Source organism: Nocardioides ganghwensis (assembly GCF_014779655.1).
Taxonomy (GTDB): domain Bacteria; phylum Actinomycetota; class Actinomycetes; order Propionibacteriales; family Nocardioidaceae; genus Nocardioides; species Nocardioides ganghwensis.
The window spans coordinates 23,244-38,996 of the sequence record NZ_JACXYX010000017.1 but is presented as its reverse complement, the minus strand read 5'-3'; the positions used below and the strand labels follow the sequence as shown (position 1 = coordinate 38,996).

Here is a 15,753-nt window from a genome sequence, read left to right as displayed (position 1 = left end):
GTGGACCTGACCGCTCGGATCCAGTGTCGGTGGCGACACCTACAATCGAACACATGACCGACGCCCTCTCCGAGCTCGACGCGACCGGCCTGCTGGCCGCCGCGAGCGGGGCTGTGCGGGAGCGCCGGCTGGCGGAGGTCCACGACCTCGAGGTCCTCGCGCAGTGGGCGGTCGTCCACTCCACCGACCCGACCGAGGGGCCTGACGGGGCGCAGGCGCGTCGACTCGGGGATGTCCTGGTCCAGCTCGGCGGCGAGGGCACGCCGGGTGTGCAGGACTTCTGCCTCGGCGAGATCGCGATCGCCCGCGGCACCGGCGTCACCGCCACCACCAACGCGCTGGCCGACGTGCTCGACCTCCAGCACCGGCTCCCGGCGACATGGGCGGTCGTCCGCGCGGGCGAGGCCGAGGTCTTCATCGCCCGGCGGGTCGCCCGGCTGTCGCGTCACCTCGCCGCCGACCGTGTGGGCGTCGTCGACGCTGCGGTCGCGAGGATCATCGCCCGCGAGGCGGGCGGGCGGGTCCTCGCCGTCGCCGAGGGCAAGGTCATCGAGGCCGACCCCGCCCTGCACGACCAGCGCGTCGAGGCCGAGAGGGCCCGTCGCTACGTCAGCTCCGGGCGCACCGACGAGTACGGACTGCGCACCGTCATCGCCCGCATCGAGGCTGGCGACGCCGTGTGGGTCGAGGCGACCGTGCAGCGTGTGGCGGACATCCTCGCCCCCACCCACGCCGGGGTCGGCGCGGACGAGCTGCGCGCCATCGCCTTCGGCTACCTCGCACGCCCGGCCGAGCTGCTCCAGCTGCTCCTCGAGCACACCGACGACACCCTTCCCGGCACCGATCCGGCCGAGCCCGACGAGCCCGACCAGCCGCGGAGCCGTGCGACCGCGTTCCCCGCCGACCTGCTCGACGCACTGTGCTCCCTCGACCTCACTCCCCTCGCACCCAAGGCCGTGCTGCACGTCCACCTCCACGAGGCCGCGCTCGCCGGCGCCGATGCCGTCGCTCGGGTCGAGGGCCTCGGACCGACCTCGGTGTCCGCGCTGTGCGCGCTGCTGGGCCGCACCCGGCTCACCGTGCGTCCCGTGCGAGACCTGTCGTCCCGGGTGCGCTCCACCGCCTACGAGCACCCCGAGTCCCTCAAGGAGCAGGTCTACCTGACGACCGGCGGCGACTACTGGCCCTTCGCCACCTCGACCAGCCGACACCTCGACTACGACCACCCCACCCCCTACGACGACACCGGGCCCCCCGACCCGAAGCATCCGCAGACCGGGTCGCACAACTCCGGTCCCCTCGGCAGGCGGCACCACCGCTGGAAGACGCACGCCGGCTACCGATCCCGCCAGTGCGGCCAGGGCCGCTACGTCTGGCTCAGTCCGCACGGGCTCGCGTTCATCGTCGACCACCGCGGCACGCGCCGCATCGATCTCCACCACGCGCGGGAGATCCTCGAGGCGCCGCCCGGCGTCGACCTCTACTTCACCTGACGGTGCATCACAGCTACCGCACTGATCGCGGCATGGGAGGACGTCCGCCCCTAGGCTCAGGGCCATGCCTGACAGCCGGGAGAACTCGTGAACAGGTGGGTACTGCTCACCGCAGCCATCCTCTGTGAGGTCGCCGCCACACTGTCCCTGAAAGGCGCGCTCGACCTTCCAGCGCTCTACATCGTCGTCGCCGTCGGCTACCCGGCCTCCTTCACGCTCCTCGCGCTCGCCCTGCGCCAGGGCATGGCCCTCGGCGTCGCCTACGGCATCTGGGCTGCGCTCGGCGTAGCCACCACCGCAGTGATGTCATCGCTCATCTTCGACGAAGCCCTCACCGCTCTCATGGGCCTCGGCATCGTCCTCATCATTGCGGGCGTCCTCACCGTCGAGCTCGGCTCCCAATCGGCCCACAAGCACACTCGCACCCAAGAGGCCCCCTGATGCAGTGGCTGTTCCTTGCCGGAGCCATCATCTTCGAGGTCATCGGCACCATCTGCCTGCGCATGGCTGCAACCGGCCAACGCGCCTACTACGCCGCCGTAGCCGTCGGCTACCTCCTCGCCTTCACCTTCCTGACCCTGACCCTCGACGAGGGCCTCGGCCTCGGTGTCGCCTACGGCATCTGGGCGGCCTCCGGCGTGGCCCTGACCGCCATCGCCTCCAAGGCCCTCTTCCAGGAACCCCTCACCCCACTCATGATGGGCGGCATCGCCCTCATCATCGGCGGCGTCCTTCTCGTAGAAGTCGGCGCAGCCCACTAGTCCTCGACGCGGCCCGCCAGCCCACCCGCCGACCACCGGCGGAGCCCTCGACCCGGACTTCCGCCTGGACGTGGTTGATTGATACCCGTGACGGGCTGGGGAAGTGCCGTGGAGGATGCCGGCGCGATCGCCTCGCGAGGCGGGAGACAGCCCGCGGTCGCACCTGGGGTGCCGTGGAGGCAACGCAGCAGGTGGGTGCGGTGGTGGCGCCTGTGGCGGACCCGTCGACCACGCACGTTCAACGAGAAGGTCCGCTACAAGATGCTGCGGGACCACCGTGCGCTGATGGTCACCTTCGCCGACAAGGTCGCGGTGCGCGATCACGTGGCCGCCATCGCGGGAGACGGCGTGCTCCCGCGGGTGCTGCACGTGCTCGAGGACCCCGCAGCGCTCGCGCCGCTGCGCCTGCCCACGGCGTACGTCGTCAAGCCCAGCCACGGCAGCGGTGTCGCGGTCATCGTGTCTCCGACGGCTCCCGCCGAGGCCCGTCTGCCGCCTCCCGAGCACGGCTGGGCCTACAGCCACGTGCGGCCGGAGCACGCGCCGGGTGATCACCTCGCCGCGTTGGGGCACGTGTGGCTGTCACAGCTGTACGGCCAAGGACCCAACCGGGAGTGGGCGTACGGGCACGTGCCTCGGCGGGTCGTCGTGGAGGAGTTCCTGGGCGGTCCTGGCGGCGAGGTGCCGGACGACTACAAGTTCTTCGTCTTCCACGGGACGTGCCGCTACGTGCAGGTGGACCGTGGGCGTTTCGGGACGCGTACCCAGGACTTCTTCACCGCCGGCTGGGAACACGTGCCACTGAGCGGCGGCCACCCCTGGGCGACGCCGCCGGTCTCGCGCCCGGACCGGCTCGACGAGATGGTGGACCTGGCGCAGCGCCTCGGGCAGGACACCGACTTCGTGCGGGTGGACCTGTACGACCTTCCCGGCCGCATCGTGTTCGGTGAGATGTCGAGCCTGCCCGCCGGTGGCGACAGCCCGTTCGAACCAGAGTCGTTCAACTCCGAGTTCGGCAGCCACTGGACCCCGCCGCGTCGCTACGTGTGACTTGACGCGTTCTGCCCACGCGCGCGCCCCGCCGATGTGACCCTTGGGAGTCAGCACGTCTCGATTCCGTGGGGAACGCATGAACACGCTCGTACGCGCGCTCGCGCTCGCAGTCGTCGCACCGTTGGTCGTCGCGCTGGGGCTCGCCACCGTGCCGCAGGCGCCGGCGGCGGCCTTCTCCGACCGCGACTGCGGGGATTTCCCGAGCCAGGCCGCGGCCCAGAACTTCTTCCTGCAGGCCGGCGCCGGCGACCCGCACCGCCTCGACGACGACGGGGACGGCGTGGCGTGCGAGTCCAACCCGTGCCCGTGCATCGGCCGCGGCAGCACCGCGCCACAGCAGTTCGCGAACACCCAGACTCAGCAGACCTACCGCGAGACCGGCAACGTCGTCCGCGTCACCGACGGCGACACGCTCCGGGTCCGGCTGCGCAGCGGCGCGCACGTGTCCGTACGCATGCTCGGGATCGACACCCCGGAGCGCGGCCGTTGCGGTGCTGACGACGCGACGGCCAACCTGCGCCGGCTCGCGCCCGTGGGCTCGACCGTGCACCTGGTCTCGGACCGGACCCAGGCGGCCAAGGACCGCTACGGGCGGTTGCTGCGCTACGTGAAGCGTGAGGGCGGCTACGCGGACCTGTCCTACCGGCAGGCGTGGAGCGGCTTCACCAGGCCCTACGTCTTCGGCGGCAAGCCGGTCGCCCGGCACGGCACGTACGTCCGCGCGATCCGGAACGCCCGCGCCCACCAGCGGGGCGCGTGGAACGACTGCTGGTGAGGTCGTAGCCCGATCGCTGACGTGCCCGACGCAACCTTCCGCCGGTGTCGGGAGTCAGGAGGGTGAGTGGGCACCGCGGGGGTGCAGGTGAGGGGGTGGGCATGTTCTCGACGACCGGCACGCAGGTGCCCTCGTTCGAGGAGTACGCCGCCGTCTCCTGGTCGATGCTGTACCGCAGCGCCTACCTGCTGGCCGGCAACCACGCAGACGCCGAGGACCTCGCGCAGCAGACGCTCATCAAGGCCCACGGCGCGTGGGTCAAGGTGAGCGCCTCGGACTCGATGAACGCCTACGTGCGGCGGATCCTCACCAACACGTTCCTCTCCTCCAGGCGACCCAGCGCGCGCCGGCTGGAGCTGCTGACCGACGAGGTCCCGGAGTGGGGCGGACCGTCCGGCGCGGCCGGAGGCACCGCTGGGACGCCGGGGACGTCCGAGGAGCGCAGGGCGCTGTGGCCGCACGTCAAGCAGCTCCCGCGCCAGCAGCGCGCGGTCATCGTGCTGCGCTACTACGAGGACCTCAGCGAGGCGGAGATCGCCGAGACGCTCGGGTGCTCGCGCGGCACCGTGAAGTCCACGGCCCACCGCGCGCTCAAGAGCCTGAAGGCCGCACTGGACGAGCAGGACACACCCCGGCCCGGCGGGAAGGAGGACTGACATGCACGAGGACATCGAGAAGATCCTGACGCGCGAGCTGCGCCAGGTCGCCGACGGCGTGGAGGTCCCGCCCCTGCCGGAGCTGCCCACCGGACCGCCGTCGCGGTTCGTCTGGCCGCCGCTGCTGGCGGTGGCCGCCGCCGTGGTGCTGATCGCGCTGGTGGTCCTCGTGGGCGGCCCGTCGAACCGGAGCGGCGTGCCCCAGCCGGCACCACAGCCGACGGAGTTTGTCACCGATGGCGCGGCCGACCCACTGCCGGAGACGGTGCCCACGGGACAGCCCCGGGTGCCGTACGTGCTCGACCGGGTGGCGTACGTCGGCGACGACTCGTTCCCCGGCTTCGACTCGGTCGACGGGACCGCTCAGGGCTGGCTGGCGGTGGAGCCGCCGTTCGTGTGGTCGTGGGGCAACGGCGGAGCGCCGAGGGGGCTGGACGTCGCCGTCGAGCAGCCGCCGGCCGTGTCGCCCAACGGGCAGTTCATCGCCTACCTCTCCAGCGAGGGCGACCTGAACGGGTTCCACACCGCACCCGACGGCGAGGGGATGGGCCTGCCCGTACCGGTCCCCGTCCGGGACGAGGACGGGGTCGGCACCCGCGTCGCAGCCGTCACCGACGACGGCTGGGTGATCGCGAGCGGCCGGGGTGTCGGCGTCCTGTGGCGTCCCTTCGACGGCGCAGAGCCGGTCGACCTGACCCAGACCGCCCCCGGTCAGCTGGTCTGGCAGGCGACGAGGGCGGGTCTGGTGGTCGTCGACGGCAGCGGCGACGCTCGGGACCCGAGCGGCGACAATCGGGTGGCCGCCGACGGCCGGGTCTACCTGGCCGACCTGACGCCCGACGGCGACCTGGTGCCGATCGCGGACCTGCCGAACTTCGGGATCGCGGACGTGTCCGGGGAGTGGGTGGCGTGGGTGCCCGCCGACCAGATCAGCGGCGACGTGCCGGAGTACGACGAGATCCGCGTGCGCGACCTCGACGGAGGTCGCGAGGGCGTGCTCTCGCTCCCGCAGGGGTGGCGCTTCGTCAACACGTCCTTCACCTTCGAGGACGACCAGTTCCTCGTCGCCCGCGTGACCGACGGGCAGCAGGAGCGAATGGCGCGCTGCAGCCCCGCCTTGCAGGAGTGCGTCCTGCTCGCGGCTCCCTGAGACGTCCTCGCCGAGCCGTCTAGGCTCACCCGGTGCGCATCGTCTCGCTGATCCCGTCCGCCACCGAGATCCTGTTCGCCGTCGGCGCCGGTGACGACGTCGTGGGCGTGACCTTCGAGTGCGACCACCCGGCGGAGGCACGGGAGCGGCGGGTGGTGTCGACGTCCGCGATGCCGGAGGGGCTGACGCCCAAGGAGATCGACGACTTCGTCGCGGCCGCGATGACGGCCGGTGAGGACCTCTACCGCCTCGACGCCGGGGCCCTCACCGACCTCGACGCGGACCTCGTCGTCACGCAGGACCTCTGCGCGGTCTGCGCGATCGACGTCGACACCGTCGATGAGGCGCTTCGCCACCTGGGCTGCCGGGCCGAGGTGGCGACGGTCGACCCGCACACGCTCGACGACGTGCTGGCGTCCGTCACCGAGATCGGCCGGTCGACCGGACGTACGGAGCAGGCAGCGACCTTGGTGGCCTCGCTCGAGGCGCGCCTCGCAACGGTCGCCGAGCAGGTGGACGGGCGTCCGCGGCCGCGCGTGCTGGTGCTCGAGTGGACCGATCCGCCGTTCGCCCCCGGCCACTGGATCCCCGAGATGGTCACCCGCGCCGGCGGCGAGCCGACGCTCGGCGTCGCTGGCACAAAGTCGACCCGCATCACGTGGGAGCAGGCCGTCGACTCGGCTCCGGACCTCGTCGTGTGCGCCCCGTGCGGCTACGACCTCGACGGCGCCGCGACGCTCGCGGAGGACGTACGCCACCGCTTCCCGGGCGTGCCCGTGTGGGCCGTGGACGCCGACGGGCACTTCGCCCGTCCCGGCCCGCGCCTCGTCGACGGGGTCGAGGTGCTGGCCGGGATCCTGCACCCGGAGGCGGTCGAACCCTCTCCGTACGCCCGGCGCGTCTGACGACAGTCGTCAGCGGCGCTCGGCGCGGACGAGCACGTCGAACGGCCGCCCGTCCCGGCGGGCGGCGAACGACCCGACCACCTCGAAGCCGAGCGACTCGACCGTCCGACGCGCCCGCACGTTGAACGACGCGACCGTGACCCGGAAGGCCGCCGGCGCGTACTGCGAGCGACCGAAGTCGAGCCCGGCGGCGATGACCGCCCTGCCCAGCCCCTGCCCGGTCAGCGACGGACGCAGCCCTCCCCCGGTGTCGAGGGCCGAGTCGTCGTAGTCCCAGCCGGGCACCCGGCCGTCCGGGCCGAAGGACCGGAAGCCGATCAGCCGGTCGTCGGCCAGGACGGCGTGGAAGCCCAGCTCCGGGTCGAGCAGCTCGTCCGGATCGGCGCCGGCCAGGTCGTAGACGTCGTAGGGCGGGTCGTAGCGCCAGGTCGCGAGGTCCTCGGCGTACGCCCGGGTCAGCGGGGCGATGCGGATGGAGCCTGGGTCGACGAGGCGGGTCACGCCAGCACCCGGCGTACGACGCGCCGTCGCAGGGTGGGCGAGGCCGCCACCTCGTAGCCGGCCTCGAGGAAGACCTGCAGCAATCCGACGGACGCCTCGTCCCAGATGACGGTCTTGCCCGGGGGCGGCTCGATCGGATAGCCCTCGAGGACGCGAGCGCCGACCTGCTCGCCGTACGCGACGGTGGCGTGGGCGAGCTCGTAGGTCAGGCCCGCGCGGCGCCAGCCCTTGCGCACCACGAAGCAGGTGACGGACCAGACGCCCTCGAGCTCGGGGTCCATCCGCATCCACGCCTGCTTGCGGCTCCACAGCCGGGGGTAGTTCTCCCGCGGCTCGACGGCGACCCAGCCGGCCGCCTCGTCGTCGACGTACCCGATCAGGCCCGAGGTCGGCCCCGAGGTGCCGCACGCGGTCTGCTCGACCAGCGCGGCGTCCCTCTGCTCCTGGGTGGTGTCGCGCCAGATCCAGCCGGGCACCTTGAGCGCCTGGCACCGGCACTTGGCGGCGCCTCCCGTCCCGAAGACGGCCTCGACGTCCTCCGGCGCCGCCTGGTTGGCCGGGAGCCAGCTGAAGTCGGGCATGCGGCGACCCTAGTCCTCGGCGCGGTGGTCCAGTCCGTCAGATCGGCGCCATCCGATGTGGTGTCGGCGCCGAACAGGACACATGACCCAGTCTCTTCAGCGCACCCTGGACGAGGTCCAGCAGGCACCGTTCGTGGTGGACGTGCTGCGCAGTGGGGACCGCCTCGCGGCCGCCGCCGGCGGCGAGGGCGGACCGGCGCCGGTGCGGCTGCTCGCCGACGTGATCGACGAGCGCGACGAGCTGACCGCGGTGGCGGCCGTGCACGCGCTCGCGCAGGTGTGCGACGACGGGGCCGACGCCGTCCTGGCCGACCTCCTCTCGCACCCCCGGCCGTTCCTGCGCGAGCACGCGAGCTGGGCGCTGCGGACGCGGCTCCCGCGCCTCGACGCGGTCGGCAGGCTCGTCGGCGTCGTCGTGGGCGGAGGGTTCTCCGGCATGCTCGCCCAGCGCACGCTCGCCCGGTGGGCCGTCGCCGCGCCGCAGCAGGTCTCCCTCTCCATCGAGGACGCGCTCGTCGGGGCGGCCGATGCCGCGGTCCGCAGCAGGCTGGTCGAGACCCTCGGCCTGGTGCCGGGGCCGATCGCCGGCCGTGCGCTGCGCGAGCTCGCCCTCGAGGACGGCGAGCACCCGACCGTACGGCTGGCTGCCGTCGCCGCCCTGGGTGACCGCCCGGACGATGACGCCGCGGTGGCGGTGGTCCGGCACCTCGGCACGGCCGACGGCGACGTGGGGGCCGTCGCCCGGCTCGCCGCCATCGACCTGGGCATCGACGTCGTCGAGCGTGGCGATGCCGGGCACGGCCTGACCGTCGCCCAGCTCTTCCTGCACGCCGACATCGACCGTGACCTGAGCCGGGCGGGCGCCGGCGACAACGGTGGCGTCGCCACGCTGCTGGTCCGCCTGGGTGACGCACTCGCGGCCGGGACCGGGGTCGACCGGGTGCTGACCCTCTCCCGCGGCACCCCCGGCGCCGCCCTGGATGCGCTGACTCCGGCCGACGGCCACCTGCTGACCCCGGTGCCCCTGCTCCCCGAGGCCACCTCCACCGCGCAGGCCTGGCCCTCGCGGGTCGCGGCGGAACGCGGGATCCGCCGCGTGCTGCGGACGTACCGCCCCGACGTGCTGCACCTGCGGATGGCGGAGGTGGGCAGCCTGGCCGCTGCCGAGGTGGCCCGCGACCTGGGCATCCCGGTGGTGTTCACCCTCGCGCCCGACCCCCACGCCGTCATCCACGCCCTGGACATGACCGGTGGCCTGCACCGGGGCAACTTCGGCACCGAGGACGAGCGTGAGCACTACTGGTTCCGTGCCCGCCTGGTGCAGCGACTGGCAGAGGACTCGGCCCACATCGTGCTCTTCCCCCGCCCCGAGCTGCAGCACGACATGCGCGAGCTGCTCGGCCTGGACGTGGCTGGGGAACCCGGCCGCTACACCGTGGTGCCGGAGGGCGTCGACCTCGGCGTCAGCGCCGCCGCCGCTGCCGAGGTGGAGGGCCCCGGAGCTCCCGGCCCGGCGCTGGCCGAGCTCGACGCGCTCCTCGCCGCGCTGCCCGAGCACCGCAGGGGGCTGCCGCTGGCGATCAGCGTGGGCCGCCTGCACCGGGTCAAGGGGATGGCGACGCTGGTCGAGGCGTGGGCCGGCGATGCCGAGCTGTCCGAGCGGTGCAACCTGCTGGTCGTCGGCGGCGACCTGGCCGACCCGTCGCCCGACGAGCGGCAGCAGCTGGACCTGATCGACGAGGTGCTGGCGCGGTTCCCCACGGCCGCCGACGGCCTGGTGATGCCCGGTCACCGTCCCAACGACGTGGTGGCGGTCTGGTTGGCGGCCGCGCGGGCGGGCAGGCCGGGCGGCAACGGCCCGGACGGGGTGTACGTGTGCAGCAGCCTCAAGGAGGAGTTCGGCCTGGCGCTGCTCGAGGCCCTGGCCTCGGGGCTGGTGGTGGTGGGACCGGCGGCCGGCGGACCGGCGACGTACATCGACGACGGGGTGACCGGCGTGCTCGTCGACACCCGCCGGCCCGACGAGGTGGCGCGTGCGATGCGCGCCGCCTTCGACCTCGCCACCGCACCGGGTCAGGCCGAGCGGATCGACCGGGCACTGGACCGGGTGAGGGCCGACTTCACCGTGCAGGCCATGGCGGACCGGTTGAGCCGGATCTACGCCGGCGCCGTCCGTACGGCGGGCCGCTCGTGACACGGTTGCTCGCATGACCCTGCTGGTGATCAGCCCGGACTACGCCTCGCACCTGCTCCCGCTGGCGACCCTCGCGACGGCCTGGCAGGACGCCGGCGAGCGGGTCGTCGTCGCGACCGGCCCGGCGACCGCGGGCATCGTCGCGAACTTCGGGTTCGACCGCGCCGACCTGGTGCTGGGCCGGGGGTCGAACCCCGGGGTCATCCGGGCCGAGCAGCAGCCACCCGGCGAGGACGACGCGCTGCGTGGCTTCTTCGACGCCACGCGGCACGGCATGGTGGCGACGCTGCGCTACCAGGCCGAGGCACGTCGCACCGACCTGCTGTGGGAGCCGGTGGACCGGGCCCGAGCCGTCCTCGACGTCGTCGACCGGGTGAAGCCCGACCACGTCATCGTCGACCACCTGGCGTTCAGCGCCCGTATCGCGCTGGCCGCCGCGGGGATCCCGCACGCCGACGTCGTGCTCGGCCACCCGTCCGCGCTCCCGGTCGGCGACGAGGTGTACGGCTACCCCACCGCCTGGCCGGCCGCCTTCACCCCGCCGGAGTCCGAGCTCCGCGCCCTGCACCGGCTGTGCCGGGAGGTCCGGGACTCCTTCACCGAGGAGTGGAACGCCGCCCTGGACGCACTGGCACCCGGTGCCACGCCGTCGGCGGACGCGTTCGCCGAGCACGGCGACCTGCTCCTGCTGAACTACCCGGCGTCCCTGCACGACCCGGCCCGTGCGGCGTTGCTGCCGCCGCACGCGTTCCTCGGCTCTGCCGTACGGGCCGAGCCGGCGACCGACGACGTCGAGGCCTGGCTCGCGGCCGACGACCGGCCGGTGGTCTACGTGAGCTTCGGCAGCTTCCTCTCGGCGCGCGGGGACGTGCTGGCGACGGTGCTGGACGCGCTGCGCCCGCTCGGCCTCCGGGTCGCGGTGGCGACCGGCTCCGCCACCGGCCTGCCGGACGTCCCGCCGGACTGGCTGGTGCGTCCCTACCTGCCGCAGGTCGCCCTGCTGGACCGCGCGGCGGTGGCCGTCACGCACGGCGGCAACAACAGCGTCACGGAGGCGCTCACCGCCGGGGTGCCGATGGTGGTGCTGCCGTTCTCCACCGACCAGTTCGCGGGGGCGGCGGCGATCGAGGCCGCCGGCCTGGGCGCAGCGCTCGATCCGAACGCGGCCACGTCCGCGGAGCTGACCGCCGCCCTGCGCGGCGTCCTCGACGGCCCCGCCCCGCACCTGGCGCGCGAGGTCGGCGAGGAGCTGCGCCTGGTGCCGGGTCGCGACGTGGCGCGGGCCGCCATGCTCGGCTGAGCAACCGCGGATCCGCTCGCCTGCCGGTCAGACGTGTCGCCCAGGCGGCTGCCCGGGTTGATCGGGCCCGATCTGGTAGGGGCGCATCATCTCGTTGTCCTCGTGCTCGAGGATGTGGCAGTGCCAGACGTAGCGGCCGGCGGTGAGGAACCGAGCCTTCACCCGCGTCACCTCGCCGGGGTAGGCGATCACGGTGTCCTTGACGCCGACCTCCCATGCCTCCGGGGCCCGGGGCACACCCACCAGGCGAGCAGGCGGTTCGGTCTCGCCGTCGTCGTTGGTGACGAGTGCCTGCCGGTCCACCACCTCGAAGGCGACCTCGTGGACGTGGATCGGATGGGCGTCGGCGGTGAAGTTGTAGAACTCCCAGACCTCGGTGCTGCCGAGGGTCGGGTTCTCGGTCACGGGATCTGCCCACATCTCCTCGCGAGGCATGCCGCTGCCGTCGACGGTGCCCAGCAGGGCCTGCGCCGGGCCGTCCCAGGACGCCGACATCATCTCGATCAGGGCCAGGCGGCGCGTGGTGCTCGCCGCCGGCAGCGGCGTGATGGCGGGGAGCTGCAGGAACTGCGGCGGGGTCGTGGGGTCGGGCGCCACGGCCGGTACGACCCGGAACTGCATCACCTGGCCGGTGGAGTCGGGGTCGGCGGCATCGAAGTCGTCCACCGGCTCACCGCCGCCGAAGGGCTCGTCGGGGCCGACGTTGCCGAGGACGTGGCTCCCGACCGGTACATGGGTGAAGTCGACGATGAGGTCGGCCCGCTCGGCCAGGGCCATGAGCAGCCGGTTGCCATGATCCGCAGTGAGGTTCACGGGCGCCGGGAGGAAGCCGCCCTCGTTGCCGATCTGCCACACCTCGACACCGGGGATGCCCGTGAAGTCCAGGATCAGGAAGCGTGACTGGCAGCCGTTGAGCATGCGGAGGCGGTAGCGCCGCTGGCGGACCGTCGCGAACGGCCAGGTGGTGCCGTTGACGATGATCGTGTTGCCGAAGAACTCCGGGTTCCAGATCGGGGACAGGTCGGTGTCCGGGATGAACCCCGGGGCCTCGGCGGTCGCGCCGTCGAAGAACTCCCGGCTGTCGGGGTAGAACAGCGAGCCGTCGGCGTTGAACGCCCGGTCCTGGATGGCGAGGGCGATCTCGCCGTACTCCTTGCGGGACGGAAAGTCGTCACCCTCCTTGGGGGCCGGGCCCGGCAGGACCGCGGTCGTCCCGGACCGGGTGTCGAGCACGGCCTTGTCGCCGGAGGGCCCGCCCCGGATGAGGTAGAACCCCGCGGGACCGGCGTACACGTTGGCGCGGGTCATGCCCAGGGAGTGGTCGTGGTACCACTCGGTCCTGGCGCGGTCAGGATTGGGGTACTGGAACGTCGCGAACCCCGGACCCCACGTCACCCCGAACCTCGACGCCGCCTTGCCGGCGAAGAAGTCGTACCAGGTTCCCGAGTGTGCGTAGCCCGCCGGGATGTCCTCGGCAGCCGGCAGGTACCACGCCTCCGGGTAGCCGTCGCTCTCGTCACCCACGGCGACGGCGCCGTGGAGGTGGGTGACCATGGGCACCGGGCCGGTGTAGGGCTTGGGGTCCTCGAGCGAGCTCGGCTGCCCGTCCCGCTCGGCCTCACCGCCGGGCGGGTTGGCCCAGTGCAGCGTCGGGTCGATCGGCAGCAGGTGCGGCAGGTAGTTGCCGTCAGGGTCCACGAGGTCGTTGATCCACTTGACTCGCACGGGTCGGTTCCACTGGGCCTCGATGGTCAGGGACGGCGCGTGGTGGACCTTGAGTCCCCGTGCCGAGCCCGCGCTGACGGCGCCGTACCCCCACACCGTGGTCGCCGGCAGTCCCGCCGGGAGGACCTGCTGCGAGAACTGCCTCATCGAGATCTCGTAGTAGTCGACGTTGGCGCCGCCCTGCTGCCTGATGGTCCCGGCGCGAGGCATCACCGGCGGGACCAGCAACGCGCTGACGTACTTGGGGATCTGTTCCGGTGCGAGAGTGCCCCCAGGGATGGCGGCCAGGGCCCGGGTCGCCCCACCGGGCAGCCTGGCGTACAGGGTGAAGCCCACTCCTGCACCCGCCGCTGCGATGAAGGTACGCCGACCGAGACGCACCGGTTCGTGACCTGGCATCACGACCTCCTTCGTGGCGACTCCCCGCACCGTGGCCGAGGGCCTCACTGCAAGGTACGTCCCACGCCACGCGTCGTCATGCCGCATGCGTGGGATGTCCGGGCATCCGCTGGGAGGCACCCATGGCCGCCACTCGAGCTCGGGGGTCAGGCACCGTAGGGCGCGCCCAGTCGGTCGAACAGGAACGTGAGGTAGGCGGCGACCTCCCCGACCTGTTGGTCCAACGACTGCCCGATGCCGTGACCCCCGTGCTCCATCCGGAGCAGGATGGGCTGGTCGGACGACGTCGCCTCCTGGAGTCGAGCAGTCATCTTCTTCGCGTCATGGGGCTGCACGCGCGGGTCGAACTCGCCCGCGGTGAACAGCACGGCCGGGTACGGCGTCCCGTCCTGGACGTTGTGATACGGCGAGTATGCGCGCATCGCCCGGAACATCTCCGGGTCGCGTACCGTGCCGAACTCGGTCACGTTGAAGGCGCCGTTGACGCTGAGCTCGCTGCGGAGAGCGTCGAGCACCGGCACCGCGCACACGACGGCGGCTGCCAGGTCGGGTCGCTGGGTGAGCGCCGCTCCCACCAACAGGCCGCCGTTCGAGCCACCTATCAGGCCCAGCCGGTCGCGGCTCGTCACCCGGGTCTCGACGAGGTGGTCGGCGCACGCGATGAAGTCGTCGAAGCAGTTCTGCTTGCTGGCGAGTCGGCCGGCGTGGTGCCAGTCCTGGCCGTACTCGCCTCCGCCTCGGATGTTCGCGATCGCCAGGACACACCCCTGCTCGAGCCAAGGCAGCCAGGACGGGTCGAACCACGGCTTGAGCGAGATCGCGTATCCGCCGTACCCGTAGAGGATGGTGGGAGCCGTGCCGTCCCGCGGCGTGCCCTTTCTGGCGAGCAGGTTGAGAGGGACGCGGGTCCCGTCCTTGGAGGTGGCGAACACCCGCTCGACCTCGATGTCGGTGAAGTGCACCGGTGTGACGGTGTCCAACGCGGTGCGGCGCGGCCGGGGGTCCTGGTCGCCCTGCACCCACCAGTGCCGAGGAGAGACGAACGTCTCCACCGCCCAGCCGGCCTGATCGGCCCCCAGTGCCGTCAGGGCTTCCACCGAGCAGACCTGCGGCGAGTCGACATCCGGCAGCAGGACGCCGTCGTGGTCGAAGCACCTGATCGCCGACGGTCCCCCGTCGATGTCCACCACCCACAGCCGCTCGGCGGTCGCAGCGATCTCCTCGATCGTGACAGGACCGGACGGCACGACGGCGCGCGCCTCGGCAACGCCGGCGTCCTCGGACAGGTCGAGCCGCAGCACCTGACCGTGGGGTGCGTCCTTCACCGACAGCAAGAACAACGAAGAACCACCGAACGCAGCGCGGATGCACTTGTCGTCGATGTCAGCGACCAGCCGCCACGCAGACCCGTCCTCTTGCGAGCGCACGAAGACCTGCCACTCCCCACCGTCGCCCTTCTGCGCACGGTCCATCACCCATCGCCCGTCGGCCGAGGCCGACAGGAAGTTCTCGGTGATCCTGCTGTCCGCGAACACCCCTGAGAGGTCGCGTCCATCACCGGTGGGGTCGCTTCCCAGGCGGTGGAACCACACGTCCTGGTCGAATCCGAGGTCCTCGTCGGGAACCGAGCCGGGGGCAGGGTGTCGGGTGTACCAGAATCCCCGGGCGTCGTGCCGCCATGCGAGCGAGCCGCCTGCGGTACCGCTGTTCACATGTGGTATCACGGCGTCGGACGGCTCACCCGTCGCCACGTCGTACACGTGGAGCATGCCGTCCTCGGTGCCGTTCGTGGACAACGACACCGCGACGTGGGCACCGTCCGGGGAGGCGACGTACCAGTCGATCGTGGTGGCACCCGACTCGTCGATCTTGTTCGGATCGACCACGACCCGCTCACCGCCCAGGTCGTCGAGCGTCGGCAGCGTCACGAGCAAGGGCTGCTGAAGCGGTGGCTGCGTCTTGAGGGCGAAGTACGACGCACCCCCGCACGTCAGTCGGGCGTACGTCGTCGATCCAACCGTCAAGACCTCTTCGACTCGGCTACGGATGGATTCGTAGAGGGGCATCGATTCGAGATACTCGCGCGCACGCGCATCCTGTGCAGCCGTCCACGCTCGGGTGCGCTCGGAGCTCTCCTCCAACCATCGGTAGTCCTCTGTGACGTCCTCACCGTGGTAGGTCGTGGTCACCGGGACGCGCGGGGTGTCGATCACCGGCAGAGGTCGTCGGATCATCGTGGGGCCCTCTCCGGTGGGGACTC

The 15,753-nt window shown here is 72.3% G+C and carries 14 protein-coding genes; 10 read left to right on the top strand and 4 right to left on the bottom strand.

Features of this window, described 5'->3' with window-relative positions:
* Positions 1-53 precede the first annotated feature (53 nt).
* The 8 genes from IEZ24_RS17665 (at position 54) to IEZ24_RS17630 (ending at position 6,793) form a co-directional block, all read left to right on the top strand.
* The gene (locus tag IEZ24_RS17665) at positions 54-1,493 is read left to right on the top strand and encodes a hypothetical protein (RefSeq protein WP_129456094.1); all 1,440 of its coding nucleotides are present in this window, start codon (positions 54-56) and stop codon (positions 1,491-1,493) included.
* 87 nt (positions 1,494-1,580) lie between these two features.
* Positions 1,581-1,934: a DMT family transporter gene (locus IEZ24_RS17660; protein WP_129456095.1), complete on the top strand. Its 354-nt coding sequence runs from the start codon at positions 1,581-1,583 to the stop codon at positions 1,932-1,934.
* Positions 1,934-2,254 (top strand): DMT family transporter, encoded by a 321-nt coding sequence (locus tag IEZ24_RS17655; RefSeq protein ID WP_129456096.1) that lies wholly within the window; start codon positions 1,934-1,936, stop codon positions 2,252-2,254. The genes IEZ24_RS17660 and IEZ24_RS17655 overlap by 1 nt, the downstream gene beginning before the upstream one ends.
* 195 nt (positions 2,255-2,449) lie before the next feature.
* Positions 2,450-3,304 (top strand): ATP-grasp fold amidoligase family protein, encoded by an 855-nt coding sequence (locus IEZ24_RS17650; protein WP_207206879.1) that lies wholly within the window; start codon positions 2,450-2,452, stop codon positions 3,302-3,304.
* Between the two features lie 79 nt (positions 3,305-3,383).
* Entirely contained in the window at positions 3,384-4,082 is a 699-nt protein-coding gene (locus tag IEZ24_RS17645; RefSeq protein WP_129456097.1) for an excalibur calcium-binding domain-containing protein, read from the top strand.
* 101 nt (positions 4,083-4,183) lie between these two features.
* Positions 4,184-4,738: a SigE family RNA polymerase sigma factor gene (locus tag IEZ24_RS17640; RefSeq protein WP_129456098.1), complete on the top strand. Its 555-nt coding sequence runs from the start codon at positions 4,184-4,186 to the stop codon at positions 4,736-4,738.
* A gap of 1 nt (position 4,739) precedes the next feature.
* Positions 4,740-5,888 carry a hypothetical protein gene (locus IEZ24_RS17635; protein ID WP_129456099.1) on the top strand — a complete coding sequence of 383 codons (1,149 nt, stop codon included), beginning with the start codon at positions 4,740-4,742 and terminating at the stop codon, positions 5,886-5,888.
* Positions 5,889-5,920: 32 nt separating this feature from the next.
* On the top strand, positions 5,921-6,793 hold the full coding sequence (locus tag IEZ24_RS17630) for a cobalamin-binding protein (RefSeq protein ID WP_129456100.1): 873 nt from the start codon (positions 5,921-5,923) through the stop codon (positions 6,791-6,793).
* A gap of 9 nt (positions 6,794-6,802) precedes the next feature.
* Here the strand turns inward: IEZ24_RS17630 and IEZ24_RS17625 are convergent, their stop codons facing one another.
* Both IEZ24_RS17625 and IEZ24_RS17620 read right to left on the bottom strand, forming a co-directional pair.
* Positions 6,803-7,294: a GNAT family N-acetyltransferase gene (locus IEZ24_RS17625; protein ID WP_165356141.1), complete on the bottom strand. Its 492-nt coding sequence runs from the start codon at positions 7,292-7,294 to the stop codon at positions 6,803-6,805.
* Positions 7,291-7,875: a GNAT family N-acetyltransferase gene (locus IEZ24_RS17620; RefSeq protein WP_129456102.1), complete on the bottom strand. Its 585-nt coding sequence runs from the start codon at positions 7,873-7,875 to the stop codon at positions 7,291-7,293. The genes IEZ24_RS17625 and IEZ24_RS17620 overlap by 4 nt, the downstream gene beginning before the upstream one ends.
* Positions 7,876-7,957: 82 nt before the next feature.
* Here IEZ24_RS17620 and IEZ24_RS17615 point away from each other — a divergent pair, with 82 nt between their 5' ends.
* On the top strand, positions 7,958-10,069 hold the full coding sequence (locus IEZ24_RS17615; protein ID WP_129456103.1) for a glycosyltransferase: 2,112 nt from the start codon (positions 7,958-7,960) through the stop codon (positions 10,067-10,069).
* Between the two features lie 13 nt (positions 10,070-10,082).
* Complete coding sequence (locus tag IEZ24_RS17610; RefSeq protein ID WP_129456104.1) at positions 10,083-11,369, top strand: nucleotide disphospho-sugar-binding domain-containing protein; 1,287 nt, start codon at positions 10,083-10,085, stop codon at positions 11,367-11,369.
* A gap of 27 nt (positions 11,370-11,396) precedes the next feature.
* On the opposite strand, the gene IEZ24_RS17605 is transcribed toward IEZ24_RS17610, so the two are convergent.
* On the bottom strand, positions 11,397-13,493 hold the full coding sequence (locus IEZ24_RS17605; RefSeq protein ID WP_129456105.1) for a multicopper oxidase family protein: 2,097 nt from the start codon (positions 13,491-13,493) through the stop codon (positions 11,397-11,399).
* 146 nt (positions 13,494-13,639) lie between these two features.
* Positions 13,640-15,727 (bottom strand): prolyl oligopeptidase family serine peptidase, encoded by a 2,088-nt coding sequence (locus IEZ24_RS17600; protein WP_129456106.1) that lies wholly within the window; start codon positions 15,725-15,727, stop codon positions 13,640-13,642.
* Positions 15,728-15,753 lie beyond the last annotated feature (26 nt).